At 69.3% G+C, this 18,140-nt stretch carries 15 protein-coding genes and 1 tRNA gene; 10 read left to right on the top strand and 6 right to left on the bottom strand.

Translation table 11 applies throughout. From position 1 onward, the window contains the following. Positions 1–42: 42 nt before the first annotated feature. The 4 genes from O7617_RS10765 to O7617_RS10780 all read left to right on the top strand — a co-directional run bounded on the left by O7617_RS10765 (position 43) and on the right by O7617_RS10780 (position 3,932). Positions 43–603 (top strand): XRE family transcriptional regulator, encoded by a 561-nt coding sequence (locus O7617_RS10765; protein WP_282263221.1) that lies wholly within the window; start codon positions 43–45, stop codon positions 601–603. A gap of 93 nt (positions 604–696) precedes the next feature. Continuing rightward, positions 697–1,416, top strand: coding sequence for a protein phosphatase 2C domain-containing protein (locus tag O7617_RS10770; protein ID WP_282263222.1), 720 nt, complete (start codon positions 697–699; stop codon positions 1,414–1,416). Between the two features lie 62 nt (positions 1,417–1,478). Further along, positions 1,479–2,669 (top strand): GNAT family N-acetyltransferase, encoded by a 1,191-nt coding sequence (locus O7617_RS10775; RefSeq protein ID WP_282263223.1) that lies wholly within the window; start codon positions 1,479–1,481, stop codon positions 2,667–2,669. 78 nt (positions 2,670–2,747) lie between these two features. Continuing rightward, positions 2,748–3,932: a hypothetical protein gene (locus O7617_RS10780; RefSeq protein ID WP_282264701.1), complete on the top strand. Its 1,185-nt coding sequence runs from the start codon at positions 2,748–2,750 to the stop codon at positions 3,930–3,932. An 80-nt stretch (positions 3,933–4,012) separates the two neighbouring features. Here O7617_RS10780 and O7617_RS10785 read toward each other — a convergent pair whose 3' ends face one another. Together O7617_RS10785 and O7617_RS10790 are read right to left on the bottom strand one after the other, a co-directional pair. Beyond that, on the bottom strand, positions 4,013–5,095 hold the full coding sequence (locus O7617_RS10785) for an NAD-dependent epimerase/dehydratase family protein (protein ID WP_282263224.1): 1,083 nt from the start codon (positions 5,093–5,095) through the stop codon (positions 4,013–4,015). A 208-nt stretch (positions 5,096–5,303) separates the two neighbouring features. Beyond that, positions 5,304–5,606 carry a hypothetical protein gene (locus O7617_RS10790; RefSeq protein WP_282263225.1) on the bottom strand — a complete coding sequence of 101 codons (303 nt, stop codon included), beginning with the start codon at positions 5,604–5,606 and terminating at the stop codon, positions 5,304–5,306. A 211-nt stretch (positions 5,607–5,817) separates the two neighbouring features. Between O7617_RS10790 and O7617_RS10795 the strand changes: the two genes are divergently transcribed. The 3 genes from O7617_RS10795 to O7617_RS10805 all read left to right on the top strand — a co-directional run bounded on the left by O7617_RS10795 (position 5,818) and on the right by O7617_RS10805 (position 9,639). Continuing rightward, positions 5,818–5,889 (top strand) — tRNA-Lys (locus O7617_RS10795). Positions 5,890–6,063: 174 nt separating this feature from the next. Beyond that, positions 6,064–6,348, top strand: coding sequence for a hypothetical protein (locus O7617_RS10800; RefSeq protein WP_282263226.1), 285 nt, complete (start codon positions 6,064–6,066; stop codon positions 6,346–6,348). Between the two features lie 432 nt (positions 6,349–6,780). Continuing rightward, complete coding sequence (locus O7617_RS10805; RefSeq protein WP_282263228.1) at positions 6,781–9,639, top strand: hypothetical protein; 2,859 nt, start codon at positions 6,781–6,783, stop codon at positions 9,637–9,639. Between the two features lie 123 nt (positions 9,640–9,762). Here the strand turns inward: O7617_RS10805 and O7617_RS10810 are convergent, their stop codons facing one another. Continuing rightward, the gene (locus tag O7617_RS10810; RefSeq protein WP_282263229.1) at positions 9,763–10,332 is read right to left on the bottom strand and encodes an NADAR family protein; all 570 of its coding nucleotides are present in this window, start codon (positions 10,330–10,332) and stop codon (positions 9,763–9,765) included. Positions 10,333–10,485: 153 nt separating this feature from the next. On the opposite strand from O7617_RS10810, the gene O7617_RS10815 reads away from it, so the two are divergent. From O7617_RS10815 to O7617_RS10825, 3 genes are all read left to right on the top strand, one after another. Continuing rightward, on the top strand, positions 10,486–11,256 hold the full coding sequence (locus O7617_RS10815) for an IclR family transcriptional regulator (RefSeq protein ID WP_282263231.1): 771 nt from the start codon (positions 10,486–10,488) through the stop codon (positions 11,254–11,256). A gap of 304 nt (positions 11,257–11,560) precedes the next feature. Next, entirely contained in the window at positions 11,561–12,991 is a 1,431-nt protein-coding gene (locus O7617_RS10820) for an extracellular solute-binding protein (RefSeq protein ID WP_282263232.1), read from the top strand. 68 nt (positions 12,992–13,059) lie between these two features. Continuing rightward, a complete protein-coding gene (locus O7617_RS10825; RefSeq protein WP_282263233.1) occupies positions 13,060–15,024 on the top strand; it encodes an ABC transporter permease subunit in 1,965 nt (654 codons plus the stop codon). 71 nt (positions 15,025–15,095) lie between these two features. Here the strand turns inward: O7617_RS10825 and O7617_RS10830 are convergent, their stop codons facing one another. From O7617_RS10830 to O7617_RS10840, 3 genes are all read right to left on the bottom strand, one after another. Next, a complete protein-coding gene (locus O7617_RS10830) occupies positions 15,096–15,836 on the bottom strand; it encodes a hypothetical protein (protein WP_282263234.1) in 741 nt (246 codons plus the stop codon). A gap of 87 nt (positions 15,837–15,923) precedes the next feature. Beyond that, positions 15,924–16,820 carry a helix-turn-helix domain-containing GNAT family N-acetyltransferase gene (locus O7617_RS10835; protein WP_282263235.1) on the bottom strand — a complete coding sequence of 299 codons (897 nt, stop codon included), beginning with the start codon at positions 16,818–16,820 and terminating at the stop codon, positions 15,924–15,926. 10 nt (positions 16,821–16,830) lie between these two features. After that, the gene (locus O7617_RS10840; protein ID WP_282263236.1) at positions 16,831–17,994 is read right to left on the bottom strand and encodes a low temperature requirement protein A; all 1,164 of its coding nucleotides are present in this window, start codon (positions 17,992–17,994) and stop codon (positions 16,831–16,833) included. Positions 17,995–18,140: the final 146 nt, after the last annotated feature.

Genomic DNA, 18,140 nt, shown 5'->3' on the forward strand with positions numbered 1-18,140 from the left:
CTGTTCCGTTTACGGAACGACAGCGTGTAGCACCATAGTCGGGTGCCGCAGCCACCACCAGCCCGCCGCCCGGGCCTCGACGTGGATCCCGTCGTCGTCGGCCGCCGGGTTCGCGCCCTACGCGAGGAACGGGGCATCTCGCTGTCCACACTGGCCCGGCTCGCCGGCGTCGGAAAGGCCACCCTCTCCGGCCTGGAACACGGCACCCGCAACCCCACCCTGGAGACGCTCTGGGCGGTCACCGCGCAGCTCGGCGTACCGTTCACCGCCCTGTTGGCCGAACCGGCGGCCGAGCCGATCGTGCACGGCACCGCCGTCACCGCCACCCTGCTGGAGGTGTTCACCGACACCGACGCGACCTACGAGCTGTACCGGATGCGCGTCGCGCCGGGCGTCGTACAGACCTCTCCCGCCCACCAACCCGGCGTGACCGAGCACATCACCGTCTTCGCCGGAGTACTACGCGCCGGGCCCGCCGACACGCCGCTGACCGCCCCGGCCGGTGGCCACCTCCGCTGGGTGTCGGACGTGCCGCACACGTACGCGGCGGTGGGTGACGAGGAGGTCGCCGCCAGCCTGCTGCTGCGTTACCCGCGCCGCTGAGACGCGGTCCCGGCGGCGCATATCTCAATCATTTTCGCCCCACGCAGTAGTGCGTAGAGACGAAGGCAGGGTCTTCTTGGCAAGCTTGACCCCATGACGCTGATCCTCCGCTCGGTCATCCTCAACGACATCGGCTTGGTTCGCACCAACAACGAGGACTCCGCCCTCGCCGGTGACCGCCTGATCGCCGTCGCCGACGGCATGGGTGGGCTGCCCGCGGGTGAGGTGGCGAGCGAGATCGTGATCCGGATCCTGGACGAGCTGGCCCCGCCCACCGACCCCGACAGCGCCGCCGACGCCCTACGCGCCGTGGTCAGCACCGCCAACCAGCGCATCCATGCCGCCATCACGGTCGACCCGGCCCGGGAGGGGATGGGAACGACACTCACCGCGGCGCTGCTGGCCGGGGAGACGCTGGTGCTGGCCCAGGTCGGCGACTCCCGCTGCTACCTGCTGCGCGACGGGGAGCTGACCCAGCTCACCCGGGACGACACGTTCGTGCAGGCGCTTGTCGACCAGGGCACGCTCTCCCCCGACCAGGCCCGTCACCACCCGCAGCGGTCGCTGGTGACCCGGGCCGTGCAGGGTGCCGACACCCCGCCGGCGGTCGGTGTCCTGACCGTGGTGCCCGGCGACCGGCTGCTGCTGTGCAGCGACGGGCTCTCCGACTACGTGGAGGACGACGCCATCGCCGCGGCGCTGGGCATGTACTCCGACCGCCAACAGTGCGGCGAGCAGTTGGTGAAGCTGGCTCACCACGCCGGTGCTCCGGACAACGTGACAGTCGTGGTCTCCGACGTGGTCGCCCGCTGACCCCGCCCGGCGGATCGGCGAATCCGGTTGCTGCCACCTCGGCGGCGGGTTGAGATGGACGAATGACCATCCGCCGGGTGACCGCCGACGACCGTCTCACCACCAGCTTCCCGCTGGCCGCGTACGCCTTCGAGTCCTCGCCGCTCGGCGCCGCACGCATCGACGAGTTCCGCGACTACCTGCCCTACCAGGAGGGCAACCGGACGTTGATCGTCGAGGAGGGCGGTGCCACGCTGGCCGCCGTCTCGGCCATCCCGATGCGGCAGAACCTGCGCGGGGTGGTGCAGCCGATGGCCGGCGTGGCCTCGGTGGCGACCCACCCGCTGGCCCGCCGGCAGGGGCACGTCCGGACGTTGCTGCACCAGCTCCTCGACGAGATGCGCGACGAGGGGCACACGCTCAGCGCGCTCTACCCGTTCCGGCCCAGCTTCTACGCCCGGTTCGGCTACGTCGGGCTGCCCAAGCCACGCCGGGTCACCTTCGCCCCGGCCCACCTCGGGTCGCTGCTCCGCGTGGACCTGCCCGGCGAGGTGACCTGGGAACGCATCGCGGCCGGCTATCCGGTGTGGCGGGCGTTCACCGAACGCAACCTCCAGGAACGGCACGGCTTCTCGATCTTCCCGGACTACCGGGCGGCCGGAATGCGCGACCGGGACGAGTACTGGCTGGTGACCGCCCGGGTGGGCGGGGAGGTCACCGGCGCGGTGACCTACCGGATCGACGGGCACGGCGGCACCCTGCACGGCAACGAGATGCTGTACGTCGATCCGCTCGCCCGGACGTTGCTGTTGCAGTTCTTCGCCCGACACGTCGACCAGATCGAGCGGGTCAGCGTCCAGGTCCCGCCCGACGAGTTGCCGGAGCTGTGGCTGACCGACCTGGACGTGCACGTGGAGGCACGGACGGCCGTACCGGCTTCGTCGGCCCCGATGGCCCGACTGCTGGCGATGGACGCGTTGCGTGGGCTGCCCGCCGGGCCGGGTCGGGTACGGGTCGAGCTGACCGGGGACCGTTGGCTGGCCGGCACCCACCTGCTGGACGGCACGACCGGCACGGTCGAGCTGGTCGACGACACCACCGGCGGTACGCCCACCGCCACCCTGAGCGCCGCCGGTCTCTCCGCCCTCGCGTACGGGGTGTTGGACCCGGCCGAGCTGCCGTTGCGGGGCCTGGGCGAGGTGCCTGCGGACGCCGCCGCCGAGCTGCGCGGCATCTTCCCCCGTCGGGTGCCGTACCTCTTCGCCGACTTCTGAGCTCCCTTAACCAGGGGTTAAACCGGCACGGCGAATTCGTCGCGACACCGTCGCGGCTCCTAGCATCACCTGGTGCGCATGACGTCGCTTGCCGCTCTGCTCGTCCTCGGTGTCGCCACGGCGACCCTGCCCGCCTGCGCGGCCGATGATCCGGCTCCCGCTTTCCGGTCCGGCTCGTCCACCCCGCCGACGGCAGTGGTGACCGGCGACCAGGACGCCTCCCCGGGGGCCCGGGACGGCCTCGGCGGCCCCGGGGCCAGCGCCAGCCCGAAGCCAGCCGGGAAGCTCCTCGCGGCCGGAAACCCGAACGGCAGGGCCAGCGTGCCGGCCGAGGCGCGGGCGGTGGACACCTCGAAGCCGACCCGGACCGTCGGCACCGGCACCCCGGCCGGCTGCACCTCGGCGGCGGTCGTGAAGGCGGTCGCGGCGGGCGGTGTCATCACCTTCGACTGCGGCCCGGCACCGGTGACGATCAAGATGGCCGCCACCGCGAAGGTCCGCAACGCCAACGGGCCGAAGGTCGTGCTGGACGGCGGCGGCAAGATCACGCTGAGCGGCCAGGGTCAGCGCCGCATCCTTTACATGAACACCTGCGACGAAGCCCAGGGATGGACCACCTCGCACTGCCAGAACCAGGATCACCCGCAGCTCACCGTGCAGAACCTGACGTTCGCCGACGGCAACTCCACCGGCGACAAGGCCGAGGGCGGCGGCGGTGGGGCGATCTTCGTGCGCGGCGGCCGGTTCAAGGTGGTCAACTCGCGCTTCGTCGGCAACCGCTGCGACCGCACCGGCCCGGACCTGGGTGGCGCGGCCGTCCGGGTGCTGAGCCAGCACGACAACAAGCCGGTGTACGTGGTCAGCAGCACCTTCGACGGCGGCTCCTGCTCGAACGGAGGGGCGCTGAGCAGCATCGGCGTGTCGTGGGTGGTGCTGAACAGCCTGCTCAAGAAGAACGAGGCGATCGGCAGCGGAGCCAACCCGGCCAAGTCCGGCACGCCGGGCGGCGGCAGCGGCGGTGCGATCTACTGCGATGGCAACGAGTTCACCGTCCGGATCGCCGGCACGATCATCGAGGACAACAAGGCGAACGAGGGCGGTGGCGCGATCTTCTTCGTGAGCAACAACCGCACCGGCACGATGCGGATCGAGAGCTCGACACTGCGCCGCAACCCCAGTGGCAGGTTCGAGACCCGCGGCTTCCCCGGCATCTTCTTTCTCGGCGCAAAGAACCCCACGGTGACGGGCTCCAAGCTGTCCTGACGCTCCACTTCTCTTCGTTGATCAAGAGGTTTCGGTCATCGGAGGCGCCTTCTCTGACCGAAAGCTCTTGATCAACGCGGTCAGTAGGGGTTGCCCTGGCCCGGGGGGCGGGCTTTGAGGAGGGCGGTGGGGCGGCCGGGCAGGTCGCGGGTGCCGGACAGCGGTGGGCTGCCCGTGTGGTCGCCGTCGGCCATCCCGGCGAAGAGTTCCTTGAGGGCCGCCAACGCGTCGATGGTGGGCCGCCAGCCCAGCTCGGTCTCGGCACGTTCGCTGGACATCAGCGGGGCGTTCAGACCCAGCTCCACCCAGCCCGCGTCGACCGGCTGCAGCCGCGCCCGCCAGCTCAGCGCCGCCGCCGCCCGCAGCACCGGCGCGGCGACCGGCACCGTCCAACCGTGGAAATGCCGGGCCACCAGCTCCGGAGTCAGCACCGGGTCCGCGGCGACGTTGAAAGCGCCGCGCGCATCACCCAACACCGCCCGGGTGTACGCGTCAGCGACGTCGTCGGCGTGCACCGCCTGCATCCGCAACCGGCGGTTCGTCGGCACCAGCGGAATCCGACCGAACCGCAGCAGCCGCACCGGCGCCAGCGGGCCGAGGAAGTAGCGGGTGATCTCCACACCGGCGGCCCGCTGGAAGATCAACCCGGGTCGCATCCGCACCACCCGCAGCGTGGGGTGATCCCGCTCGATCTCGTCCAGCAGCGCCTCCACCTCCGCCTTGTGCTCGCTGTACGACGAGCCGGGCACACCGGTGGCCGGCCACCGCTCGCTGATCGGGTGGTCCTTCGGGCCGGGCGCGTAGGCGCCCACCGACGAGGCGTACACCAGGGCCGGCACTCCGGCCCGCACCACCCCGTCGATCACCGCCCGGCTGCCGTCGACGTTGGTCCGGCGCAGCACCCGCTGGTCATGGCTGGGCTGGATCTGCCAGGCCAGGTGCACCACCGCGTCCGCACCCCGGAACACCTCGGCGAGCTGCCCCACCGCGCCCGGCGCGCCGATGTCGCAGGAGTGCCACTCCACCTGGTCGTACGGCTCACCGGCGTCCGGGCCGGGCAACCGCCGGACCACCCCGGCCAACTCCACGCCCCGCTCCCGGCGCAGCCGCCGCAGCAATGCCGTACCGACGTTGCCGCTGGCCCCCACCACCACGATCCGCATGCCCGACCCCGTACCCGCCCAGCAGCAGCTCAACCACCACCCAGGCGCGCCCCGACCGCGCGCTCGGCCCCCCGCAGGACGCGCCGTCCGCTGCGCCGTGGCCCGCCCGACGCGGCCCGCGCGGCCCTGGCCCTTGATCCACTCGCCTTCCTGAAAGTCGCGGTGTCCGGGCGGGCACGACAGCCCGACTTCCGGAACCCCGAGTCGATCAAGGGCGAGGGGAGTGCCGGACCCAGCCGTGCTTCTCCGTCCCCCGTCGGCCGGTGGTGGCGGCCAGGCAACGCGGGCAGATCCAACCGACCGCGTCCGCCTCGGTGAGCACGTCGGTGCCCGAATAGTCGAAGCGCACATGCGGGAAGCGACGCAACCGCGTCCGACTGAGGGCCAACCCGCAGACGGTCTGGTTCTGACCGGGCCGCCAGACATGAACCTCGCCACCGGGCTGGCGTACGCCGTCCGGCCCGACCTCCTCGCCGGACGCAGCCACCGCCGGGCCGCCGCTCAGTCTCATGCCCAACCGTTTCCCGAACCGCCCCCGACCATGCGCATCCGCCCAGGGAGTACCTGATCGACTCCATATCCCCGACCTGGCGGTTTCCCCCGCCGCGGACACCGCCAGATCGCCGACCTCGTGATGATCAGGTTCGCCCGGCGACAGGCATCGACGCCCGGCCGGAAGCCGAGAGCCGGCATCGCCCACTGTCAGGTAACCTGAGCGCGCGGGGCCGCTAGCTCAATGGCAGAGCTGTGGACTTTTAATCCATAGGTTCAGGGTTCGAGTCCCTGGCGGCCCACCTCTTGCCCCTCCTGAGCTGCAGAATCATGATCGAAGATCACCGGCACACGTCGGGCCGGATCTTGGCCGGACGTCGGACGGGACGCTCCAGACCGATCGCGGCGCCAGCTTCGCCGACGCAGACCGGCGGGTAGGCATGAGCACACAGCGCAGCTACTACGAACCAACTCCGATGACGCACGAGAGCGCCACGGCTGCGCTCTCAGCGGGCGACATCGACACCCCCACCGACGCGATGGTCGGGCTTGCCCTTCACGATTCGGACTGGCGTTGGTGCCAGGATATCTACCTGCGTCTGCTGGATCACCATGAGGTGGACGTACGGGCCACGGCAGCGATCTGCCTCGGCAACCTGGCCCGCATCCACGCCGACTCGACAGTGACCCGGACTCGGTTAGGCGACCCGGAGATTGGCGGCACGCTGGAGGACGCCGTCGCCCACATCGAGCAGTTTTGATTCATCGCCTGCCCACTGCTCCAACAGAAAGCCACATTCAATTGTGGGGGCACGAACCAGTGCGGAGATCCTGGACGGAGAGTCCCCGGTTGTCGGCGACGAAATTCCGGTTAGGTCGCTATGCCTTGTCTAGTTCTGGCCGAGATCTACACCATAGCTCCAGATCTACGGCCCACTGTCCGCAGCCACCGGGTTGTCGGTCGCGGCTCGTACCGAGCCGGAGCACCAAGGGCCACCACGAGGACGCAAGCTATGGCATGAATGTGTGCGGCATTTCTGGGCGAACCGTCCAGAAATGCGACGGCGAAGCGTCTGAATTTTCGGCCGGCGCCCACGGCGTCATAGCCGCCCCCCAATGCATAGCGCCGCGTCGCTACGATGACGCCCGCCGGTGCCGATCGGGGTGCCGCCACGGGGGAGGAACACGTCCATATGCAACGACTCAGAGCGGTTGTTCCGCTGACCGTGGTCGCCGTCACGGCGGCTCTACTGACCACCATATCTCCGGCGTCTGCCGCCACTTCGTCCAATGTGCCGCTGACGAGCTGGGCCTATCTCGACTCGCAGAATCCGCGGGGGAAGGTCGTCGACGCGGCGGTGCCCCCACCGGTCGGCACGTCTCGCGACGACGCCGGGCGGACGCACACCTACCGCTCGTACTTCACGTACGACCTGACCGCGTTAAAGGGTACGGTCGTCCACAACTCGTACCTGTGGACGAACGAGAATACGGTCACCGACTGCACCGCCCCGGCGACCATCGAGATCTGGCGGACCAGCCCGGTCAAGAGCAACACGACCTGGCTGCGCCCGCCGACGGAGCTCGAGAAGCTGGTGACCACCAACCGGGGCGCCGGTGCCATCTACTGCCCGGGCTATCTGGGCATCGACATGGTGGCCACACTCAACGCGGCGCTGAGCCGGCAGGAGAAGAGCATCACCCTGGAGTATCGGGTGACCGCCAGCCAGGAAGCCGACGTGCGGACCGGTCGCACCTTCGACCAGCCGGTGCTCAGTGCGACGGTGAACCACCCGCCGACGGTGACGAACCTCCGTCTGGCGTACCCGGACCGGCCGTGCGGCACGCTCACCAAGCCGTCTCCGGCGGCGCAGAACACGAAGTTCGCGGCCACCGCGAAAGACGCGGACGAGGGCGACTACGCGACGGTGCTGTACGCGATCTGGCCGGTGGAACACCCCGATCAGCGTCGCGAGTTCAATGACTACTACGGCACCGACCTGAGCCAGTACACCGACGGCACGCTCCTCGCCTGGCAGGCGAAGGCCAGTGACTACTACGACTCTGGGCCGTGGAGCAAGACCTGCTACCTCGTTATGGACCGGACCGCCCCGGCGAATCCGCCGAAGGTCTCGTCGCGCACCTATCCGGAGGGGGACACCCCGGGTGGTGGTACCGGCATCGAGGGCACGTTCCGCTTCGACGGGGCGGGCGACCGTGACGTGGTCGCGTTCGCCTGGCGTGACATGATCGGGCATTCCGGGCAGATTTCGGCCAAGCGCCCGGGCGGCAAGGCGATCCTGAAGTACACCCCGAAGCTGGATTTCATCAGTGAGCTCTATGTCGCGTCCATCGACGCGGCAGGCAACCGCGGGCCGGAGAAAACGTACCGCTTCCGGATCGCCGAGACGGCACCGTACGCCGATGTCACAGTGAAGGGCGTCGGCCTGCCGAGCACGATCACGTTCTTCGCGTCGAAGCCCGAGACCACCTCGTTCGGGTACCAGCTCAAGGACGGCGCGGAGGTTCGCCTTCCGGCGGTCGACGGCAAGGCGACCGGTCCGATCACGTTCACCGCCACCGGGTCGGTAGAGGTGGCCGTCCGGAGCTACGCGAAGAACAAGCTCATCGGGCAGGACACCCTGCAGGTCTGGGTCACCGATGCTCCCGGCGTGGAGTCGGCGGAGTTCAACCTGGACACCGACCAGGTGGCCGGCAAGACCGGCTCGTTCCGGTTCACCCCGTACAGCAACGATGTCGTCGCCTACGAGTACAACTTGGACGACGAGTGGAAGACCATCCCGGCGGCGGACGACGACACCGCCGTGCTGACGTGGACGGCCACGCCGGGCTGGCATTCGATGACCGTACGGTCGGTGCGGGCGGACGGTTCCACGTCGATGGAGGCGTACCACCAGTTCAACGTCATCGACACGCGTCCGAACGCCTATGCCCACGAGTTGAGCAGCTGGCCACGCCGCGACGGGGTGGGCGTACCGCTGGACATCTCGATGACCAGCTACCTGCCGAACCTGACCGGGTTCGTCTACCGATTGAACGGTGGCGCCGAGCAGACTGTCTCGAACGAGGGCAATACGTACGCCAACGCCACCGTCACGCCGGAGCACGCGGGCGACAACACGCTGGTCGTTCAGGCGCTCCTGTCGGACGGTACGCGGTCACCCGCTACCACCTACACGTTCGCTATCTGGTCTGGTCCCGTGGTCACTCGGACGCCCGAGGGCAGCGGCACCGTCGGCCGGCCCGTGACGTTCACCTTCCACCCGGGGTTGCCGGGCGTCGCCTCCTACCGTTACTCGTTGGACGGCGCCGACGAGGCGACGATCGCCGCCGGTCCCGATGGCACCGCGACGGTCACGTACACGCCGAGATCGTGGGGCTACCAGGATGTGCGGGTGACGAGCATCGGTGCGGACGGCACCGAATCGGACCTGCGGATGGCACCCTTCGATGTCCGGGACAACCGGGTGAACGTCTACAGCACCTACGACTGGTCGCGCAGGGGGATCGGCTGGACCGGGTACTTCTACTTCACCACCCAACTGTTCGGCGAGGTGACCGAGTACCACTACCGCGTCAATGACGGCCCGGAGCAGATGCTGCCGGCTAGCACCGAGGGCACGTCGACCCTGGTCGCGGTGCCGTTCGACCGCAACGGCACGAACACGCTGCACGTCCAGAGCCTGACGGCGGGCGGCGAACTCTCGCCCGTGACGGACTACGACTTCGAGGTCGGCAACGCTCCCTACGTCGTGAGCAGTCAATACCCGGACGGTGCCTGGTCGGGCGGGGGCGGTGTTCCCGGCACCTTCGAGTTCAGCGGCGGCACCCCGGGCATCGTGTCCTTCTCCTGGCAGATCGACGGCGGCCCCTCGACCGACGTGCCGGCCGACAGCAACGGGAAAGCATCGATCACCTACGTGCCGGCTCAGGACTTCGAGACGCACACCCTGTACGTGACCGGCCACAAGGCGGACGGCTCGGCCACCGACACGACCCAATACTCCATCTACGTGAGAGACGGCGACTGACGACCGCCGCCATGTGCCATGGCTCGCCCCCGGTGTCCTGGACACCCGGGGGCGAGCCGCTTTTCTGGTGCGGGGAGGCAGATCCTGATCACGACGGCGGGTAGGCCACCACCGCGGCCGAAGTCAGCGGGCGGCGAGTTGTGCGCGGGCTCGCATCAGTGCGAAGCCGAGGAGGTTCTGGCCGGGCCAACGGACAGGGTCCTCGGCACGCGGATCCGTGGCCGCCAGTCCGATGCCCCAGACGCGATCCAGCGGGCTGGCTTCGACGAGTACCCGGTTGGCCGTACCGGACAGGTACCGCCCGAGGTCGGGGTGCTGGCTGAACTTCGCCACGTTGCCGGCGACGACCAGGTCGAAGCGGTGCGCGTCCCAGCCGGCCTGGTCGAAGTCGCGTACCTGCCGACCCAGGGCCTTGACCGCGTTGGGGTGCGATGCCGTCAACATCTGCGCGGCGATCGCCTCGTCACCGAACAGCCGAGCCTTGCCGACCATCATGTAGTGCTCGGCCGTCGGGTAACGGACGCCGTCCACTGTGAACGGGGACGGCCACCACTGGCTGAGGCACCCTGAGCCGATACTGCCGTCGCGTTGGGGCTGGTGGCCCCAGAAGAACAGGTACTTGGGACGCCCACCATCGGCGACCAGCGCCTGCAGTGCGGGCAGGTCGTACGGCAGGGGATCCGTCTCGGGCACGTCCAGCAGCGTGCCAGACCGGTAGGTCGACACCGGGCGCCAGGGTCGGGATGCTTCGGAGCCTGGCGTACGTGGCCGACGCAGTTATCCTCTTCAAGTGCTGGCCTGTGGAGATCGTTGACGCGGGGTCGGCGCTGCGAAGGGACTATCGACATGCCCCGTGTGGTACCGGCGGTCAACCGCGCACTCGACGTCCTCGAACTGTTCGTGGACTGCCCTGAACTGTCGGCCCGCCAGGTGATGGAGCGGCTCGACCTGCCCCGCACCACGGTCCACGAACTGCTCGTCACGCTTGAGGCCCGCTCGTACCTGATCTCCGTGCCGGGCCAGCCGGTGCGTTATCGGCTCGGCATGCCGCTGTTCCAGCTCGGTGCGGCGTTCGCCGGGCGGCTTGATCTGGTGCGTGAGGCGCAGTGCGTCGCGCGGGACGTGGCCGCCGCGTGTGACGAGGCGGTCCACGTGGCGGTGCTCGACGGAGCGGATGTCATCTACCTGGTCAAGTTCGACAGCACGCACCCGGTCCGGATGGTGTCCGCGGTCGGGCGGCGGCTGCCGGCACACTGCACGGCGGTGGGCAAGATCCTGCTGTCCAACCTCGATCCGGCCGGCCTGGACGCCGTCCTGACCAACGGCGCCCTGCCCGGGATGACGCCGGCCAGCATCACCGACCCGGAGCGGCTACGCGCACACCTCGCTCGGGTGCGGGCGGACAGCGTCGCGGTGGACATCGGCGAGTCCGACACGGCCATGCGCTGCGTCGCCGCGGCGATCCGAGATCATTCCGGTGCGACCATCGCCGCGATGAGTCTGTCCGCGCCGATCATCCGCTGGACGGCTCAGGCGTACCGGGAGTGGACCGAGCTGGTTCGCGAGGGTGCGGCCACGCTGTCCGCCCGCATGGGCTACCGGGCGCTGCCTCGATAGCCCGCCTCCCGTTTTCGGTTCGAAACACCATCGAAACATTGACATTCTTCTCAGGGCTGTTCTAGCGTCGCGACCACTTGATGCGGTATTTCGAACTGAGTTCGAAATTTCGAACGGCGGTGGTCCCGTGGCCCGACCGAACTGGAACATCAGCACCGCCTTCTCGGCCTGGTCGCCGATCGCCTCAACGCACTGACCGATGCGGGCGACGCGCATCCGTGGTCGCCGTCATGAAGACACACCTGTTGCACGAGCCACGCCCTCGGCGTGCCGTGCCGCGGGGACTTGAAGGAGGCGAATGTCAATGGGAAACAACCCAGCCTGGTCACGACGCGGCTTTCTGGGGATGGGGGTGGGGGTGCTCGGCGCAGCCGGCCTGGCCGCCTGCGGTGGCGAGTCCGACTCGCCCCCCAAGGTGCAGCCGGAGGTTCCGCAGGAGCTGATCGACGCCGCCGCGGCGATGAAGGGCTCCTCGATGGGGATGCTGTCGCAGAAGCTGTACTCGACGGCGGCGAACGAGGCACTCGACAGCTCGATCAAGAAGTTCGCCGACACCACCGGGACGAAGATCGAGAACAGCCTGGTCCAGGCCGACGCCGGTGACGTCGTCGCCAAGATCCACGCCGAGGTCGAGGGTGGGGTGGCTCGTGACCTGGCGTTCATGACCGACTCACGCTTCGTCGCGCAGTTCCAGGCGCTGGGCGACCTCGAAGACGTGACGGACGTCGTCCAGGCGCTGACGGCCAAGTACGGCGAACCCTGCGCCGAGGCCAAGAACTTCTGCGTCTTCGACGGCAAGTGGTTCGCGATCCCGTACCACTTCATCGGGATCGGGTCGTTCCTGCGCAAGGACTGGATGCAGGACAAGGGCATCACCCCCAAGGACATCTACAGCTGGGAGGAGCTGCGGGACGTCTGCCTGGAGATCTCCGACCCGGCCAAGCGCCGGTTCGGCTGGGGCATGACGGTGAACCGGTCCGGTGACGGCAACGGCATGATCGAGGCGCTGATCAACGCGTACGGCGGGTCGATCGCCTCCAACGACGGCCGGAAGGTCACGTTCGACTCCCCGGAGACGGTGCAGGCGGCGACCTTCCTGGGCGACATCTACACCAACCCCAAGTACAAGCCGATGCTGCCGCCGGGGATCGCGAGCTGGACCGACACCAGCAACAACGAGAACTGGCTCGCCGGGATCCTCGGCTACACCCGCAACCAGTTCAGCGTCTACGCGGACTCCCGGACCAAGAAGAACCCGGTGCACGCGAACACCCACGTGTTCTCCGACTGCATCGGCCCGGCGACCGACAATCCCCTGCTGCTCGGCCAGTCGCAGGGTTTCGTCGTCTTCAAGGGTGCCAAGAACCCCGGGCTCGCCAAGCTCCTGGCGCAGTACCTGGTCAGCGCTCCCGCCCTGCTCGGCGTGGCGAAGGAGGCGCCCGGCCTGGTGATGCCCGCCTGGGAGAAGGTCTGGGACGCCGACCCGTTCTTCACCAGTGGTGACCCGGCGTTCCCCATGCTGCGCAAGATCACTGAGCTGAGGCTGCCGCTGAACACGAAGAACGGCCTGGCCTTCCCGCAGAAGGCCAGCGCGGGCCAGCAGGCCGTCGGCTCGGCCTACGTCCTCACCGACATGATGCAGCAGATCGTCCAGGGAACCGCTCCGGCGCAGGCCGTGAAGGCCGCCCACGCGAAGATGGTGCAGATCTTCAACCAGCAGGGGCTGCCGCAGTGAGGTCGGTCCGTCCCGCGCGGGTCCCGGCGGCGAGGAGATCCCTGCCGTCGGGACCCGGCTCCCTCACTGTGACCCAGCGCCGACTGGGTCGTGACTGGCGGCTGGCGACACTGTTCCTGGCCCCGATGGCCGTGCTGGTCGGCGGTCTCGTGCTGGTGCCGATCGCCCGGTCGATCCTGACCAGCACCACCGAACGACACGGGCAGGACACCGTGTTCGTCGGCCTGGACAACTACCTCGCGCTCATCGGCGACGACCAGTTCCACACCGGCGTGGTGAACTCGTTCGTCTTCACCGCGTACGCCGAGATCTTCAAGGTCGTGCTGGGTCTGTCGGCGGCCCTGCTGCTGCATCACCGGCGTCGCGGGCGGGCCCTGCTCACCGGGTTGCTGCTCGTGCCGTGGGTGGTGCCGACGGTGGTGACGGCCTTCAGCTGGCGCGCGCTGCTCGACCCGATCTTCGGCAGCGTCAACACGCTGCTCACCGCCACCGGGATCGGGCCGTTGCTGGCCAGCGCGCACCTGGTCGACACCTGGCCGGCGGGTTGGCTGTCCGACCCGGAGCTGGCCATGCCGTCGGTGATCCTCGTCAACGTCTGGAAGGGGGTGCCCTTCTTCACCGTGTGCTTCCTGGCGGGGTTGAAGGCCATCCCGGCGGACCTCTACGAGGCGGCGACCATCGACGGCGCCTCGTCGGTGCAGCGGTTCATGAACGTGACGCTGCCCGGGTTGCGCCACGTGCTCACCGTGACGGTGACCCTGTCGTCGATCTGGACGTTCAACAACTTCGACCTCGTCTGGCTGCTGACGCAGGGCGGCCCGGGCGACGTGACCGCGCCGTACGTGCTCGTCGCCTACACGAAGGCGATCCTGCAACTGCAGTACGGCGCCGGTGCGGCGGTCACGCTCGTCATGCTGCCGATCATCGGCGGGCTGGTGTTCGTCCTGGTCCGGTTGCTGCGCCAGGACACCACCATCAGACTCCCCCGGCGACGCCAGGCAGCGTGGTGGGCCGGGGCGCGGCGGTGGGCCGGGACGGCACGGAAGGCGCTGCCGTGGGTCGTCACCGCGGTGGTCACGGGTCTGCTCTTCTGGGCGTCGCCGGAGATCTTCTGGAAGGCGGCGGTGGTCCTCGGGGTGATCCTGCTGATCGCGGTGGCGGTCGGCCGGGTGGTCTCGACGCTGCAGTCCCGGGGTGGTCGACGGTCGTCGTCGGCGGTGTCGGGACTGGGGTCCTGGGTAGCGCTGGCCGGGTTGCTCTTCTTCGTGCTCGGCCCGCTGTACTGGATCGCCGTCACGGCCTTCAAGTCCGAGGGCCAGGTCGTCATGCGCACCGACGACCTGTGGCCGACCCCGTGGACCCTTGAGCAGTTCGGTGCCCTGTTCGACAACCAGCCGTTCGGCCGCTGGTATCTCAACACCCTGCTGGTGTCCGCGGCGTCCACCGCGGTGGCGCTGATCTGCGCCGCCCTGGCGGGCTACGCGCTGGCCCGGCTGCGGTTCCGCGGGGCGCAGGGCTTCACCGTCACGGTGCTGCTCACCTATGTGATGCCGGGCGCGCTGCTGTTCATCCCGCTGTACCAGATGCTCATCGGCGCTCGGCTCACCGACTCGTTGTGGTCACTGGTGGTGACGTACCCGACCTTCACGCTGCCGTTCGCCACCTGGCTGCTGGTCGGCTACTTCTCGTCGATCCCCATCGAGTTGGAGGAGGCCGCGCTCGTCGACGGCTGCACCCGCCTCCAGGCGTTCGGCCGGGTGGTGCTGCCGCTCGCCAAGCCGGGGCTGCTGGCGGTCGCGCTCTTCACCCTGACCAACGCCTGGAACGAGTTTCTGTTCGCCTTCGTGTTCATCACGAAGGACGAGTACAAGACGCTCCCCGTCGGGATGCAGTCGATGATCGCCGGCGACGTCGTCCCACAAGGACAACTCGCCGCGGCGTCGCTACTCGTCAGCATCCCGGTGGTGATCATGTACGCCCTCGGGCAGCGCTTCCTGACCGAAGGACTCACCGCGGGGGCGGTGAAGGGCTGAGGTGACGGGCCGCTGGTGCGCGATCGGCACCAGCGGCCCGTCACCACGACGGCACGGCGGAGCCACCCGCGTCAACCGAAGACCAGCCACCCCAGCACGGCGAGCCCGATGAGCACGGTGGTCACCAACCCGGTCCGGAACGACGACGTCTCACCCCACAACTCGCCGGCCAGGTCAGCGGCCGTGCCGGGGAGTTCGGGCAGCGACGACGGTCGGTACACCAGTGTGCCGACACCCCCCGCCGGCACGTCGACGAGACCACTGGCCGGTCGCCCCGGAATGCCGTTACGGCGCGGCAGCCACGCCACGACCTCGACCATCCCGGCGGGAACCGCGATGTCGTACGGGTTCCACTCGGGCAGCCGATGCTCGGTCTCCTCGACCACGACGACCGGCCTGGTGTCGTCGTCGTAGGCGTCCGGATCGTTCCACCAGGCGGGTTTGATCGGGACGATCCGAAGCACGCCGCGTCCGGGAGCGAGCGGAACGGTGACCGGCGCGGCCGCGACGGCGGTCAGCTCACGGATGGCGTTCTGGGTGAGGGCTTTGTCGCGTACGCAGAACAGCCGTTGGAACAGCTTCGGCCCCAGCAACGCATCGAACAGGAAGGGAGTGGACGCATAAAATCCGACAACCGCGACGGTGATCCCGATTCCGAGGAACAGGCGGGCGACGATCCAGACGTCGCTGAGGAGGTATGCCAGCCCGAAGAGGGCAGCCGCCACCGCGACCGAGACGACCACGAACAGCACGGCGAGGCCCGCCGAGCTGGTGAAGTTCCTCCAGTACCCCGCCTCGACGCCACCCTTCACCACACCGATCGTAGCGATGCCGGGCAACGCGTCGTGCGCCCACGGGCTGGTGGCTCCCGCGTTCCCACTGGTGGAAACACACCACCGTCACTGCTCGATGAGCTTCTCGAACCAGTGGTGGGCGTAGTGCTCCGTGTTGTACGCCTCGATCTCCCGGTAGCCGGTCGACCGGTACATTGCGATCGCCTCGGTGAGGTTGCGGTTGGTGTCCAGCCGGACGGCGGTCGCGCCGGCCTCGGCGGCGTACCGTTCCAACTCACCCAGCAACCGCCGCCCGACGCCGAGCCCGCGGACGGTGTCCGCCACCCACACGCGTTTGATCTCGGCGGGCGCGTCCCGGTGGAGTTTGACCGCGCCGCAGCCGACCGGTTCGGCGTTGAGGGTGGCGAGCAGGAGCACGCCGTTGGGCGGCACGAGCGCGTCGTCGTGCACCGGGTTGCTCAGCGCCGGGTCGAACCCCCCGTCGAAACGACGTGCGATGTCCCGGGCGTACGCACGCAGGCAGGCGCGGGCCCGCGGATCGCCCGGCGGGCACGCCTCGATGACGACCATCGACCCGATGAGCAGCCGTTCGACCTCGGCCATGGCGGCGACCAGCCGTTCGCGGCGGTGTGCGCTGAGCGGTTCGAGGATCGAGACGGCCAGGTCGTCCGATCGCTCGTCGAGGTCGGCCCATGCCGTCCGACCGGCGTCGGTGAGGGTGGCGATGCGCACTCGACCGTCAGCGGCAGTCTGGTCGGCCGGGCCCACGGTGACCAGGCCGTCGCTCTCCAGGATCCGCAGGAGGCGGCTCAGGTAACCGGAATCGAGGCCGAGCCGGGCCCGTAGCGTGGCGACCTCCGCCCCGCCGGGGCCGATCTCCCAGAGCAGACGGGCCTGGCCCAGCGGCCGCCCCTGGGCCATGTACTCGTCGTCGAGGGCACCGACTCGTTGGGTGACCGTCCGGTTGAATCGTCGCACGGTGGCGACGAGCGCTGCGTCCATATACCTGACTTTAGTCAGAGGATCGAAGGTTGCGGTAGGAGGAGATGCCGGCCCGGTCCAGGACGACCACCACGAGCACCACTGCGGTGGCCACCGCGCTGACCGCGAGCAGCGGCATCCGCAGCAGCCCCGCCGCGGCGGCCAGGGCGACAAGGGCCGCGACCCGCGGCCAGGAGAGCCGTCGGTGGATCGCCACCGAGAAGAGGATCCGCCCGGCGAGGAACAGCGTCGGTCCGCTCAGGATCGCGACGACCGCCGCCAGGTCACCGGTCCGTGCGGGGTGGGCGATGCTCAGCTCGGCGCCGACGGCGGTGACCACCAGCCCGGCGATCATCACCAGGTGCACGTATCCGGTGACGACACCGAGCCGGGACGGGTCGGCGCGCTCGATGGCCGGGCCGAGGCGCTGACCGGCGGGCGTGACGTAGAGCAGACCGATCAACACGGCGGTGGCGAAGACCAGCAGGAAGGCGGCGGTCTGCGGCAGGTGGAGGTCGGTGCCGGCGTACGAGAGACCGGCGACCAGGACGAGTTCACCGAGCGCGATGATCATGATTTGTTGGTACCGCTCGGCGAAGTGCCGACCGGTGAGGTGCAACTCCTGTCGCCGGGTCCGGCCCATCAGCGGGGTGGGCCAGCCGAGTCGGGGGCCGGTGAGATCCAGGGCGAGAGCGAGCAGCCAGAGCGGCACCCGCCAGTCCGGCAGGAGCCCACCGGCCAGCCACGGTACGGCGGAGACGCTGAACCAGCAGAGGATCCGCAGCGTCCGGCTCTGACGGGGATGACCGCGTAACGCGAAGGTGGTGACCACGCCCCGGGCGATGTGCACCGAGACGTACGCACCGGCGAAGAGCAGACCCCTCCCGTCCAGCGCCTGCGGGATCGCCACCCCGACCAGCAGAGCGCCCAGCGACGACGCGACCAGCATCCACCGCACCGCGGGACTCTCCGGGTCGTACCAGTCGGCGAACCAGGTGGTGGGCACCCAGACCCACCAGATCCCGGTCAACAGCAGGGCGGTCCGCAGCGCGCCGGCCACGGTGAGGTCGTGCAGCAGGTGCTCGGCCAACTGACTGAGGGCGAGCACGAACGCCAGGTCGAAGAAGAGCTCCAGGAACGAAGCGCTCAACGGTGAGCCGCTGCCCCGTAGCAGCCGGTCAGCTCGGCTCGCCATCGGCGCTCCCCCCGCAGGCACACCCGCCCTGCCTCCGTCGTACCACCGGAAGCCGACCGGCGGAGACGGAAACGGCTGGGCGACGACCCGCCGCCCCCTCGTGTCGTTGATCCGGCAGCGCCCATGGTCGTCGCTGACCACGGTGG

The sequence above is a fragment of the Micromonospora sp. WMMD1155 genome (assembly GCF_029581275.1).
GTDB lineage: Bacteria > Actinomycetota > Actinomycetes > Mycobacteriales > Micromonosporaceae > Micromonospora.

Coding starts and splice junctions, on each gene's coding strand:
- O7617_RS10770 (WP_282263222.1), top strand. CDS start 697: ATGACGCTGATCCTCCGCTCGGTCATCCTCAACGACATCGGCTTGGTT.
- O7617_RS10775 (WP_282263223.1), top strand. CDS start 1,479: ATGACCATCCGCCGGGTGACCGCCGACGACCGTCTCACCACCAGCTTC.
- O7617_RS10780 (WP_282264701.1), top strand. CDS start 2,748: ATGACGTCGCTTGCCGCTCTGCTCGTCCTCGGTGTCGCCACGGCGACC.
- O7617_RS10785 (WP_282263224.1), bottom strand. CDS start 5,095: ATGCGGATCGTGGTGGTGGGGGCCAGCGGCAACGTCGGTACGGCATTG.
- O7617_RS10790 (WP_282263225.1), bottom strand. CDS start 5,606: ATGAGACTGAGCGGCGGCCCGGCGGTGGCTGCGTCCGGCGAGGAGGTC.
- O7617_RS10800 (WP_282263226.1), top strand. CDS start 6,064: ATGACGCACGAGAGCGCCACGGCTGCGCTCTCAGCGGGCGACATCGAC.
- O7617_RS10805 (WP_282263228.1), top strand. CDS start 6,781: ATGCAACGACTCAGAGCGGTTGTTCCGCTGACCGTGGTCGCCGTCACG.
- O7617_RS10815 (WP_282263231.1), top strand. CDS start 10,486: ATGCCCCGTGTGGTACCGGCGGTCAACCGCGCACTCGACGTCCTCGAA.
- O7617_RS10820 (WP_282263232.1), top strand. CDS start 11,561: ATGGGAAACAACCCAGCCTGGTCACGACGCGGCTTTCTGGGGATGGGG.
- O7617_RS10835 (WP_282263235.1), bottom strand. CDS start 16,820: ATGGACGCAGCGCTCGTCGCCACCGTGCGACGATTCAACCGGACGGTC.
- O7617_RS10840 (WP_282263236.1), bottom strand. CDS start 17,994: ATGGCGAGCCGAGCTGACCGGCTGCTACGGGGCAGCGGCTCACCGTTG.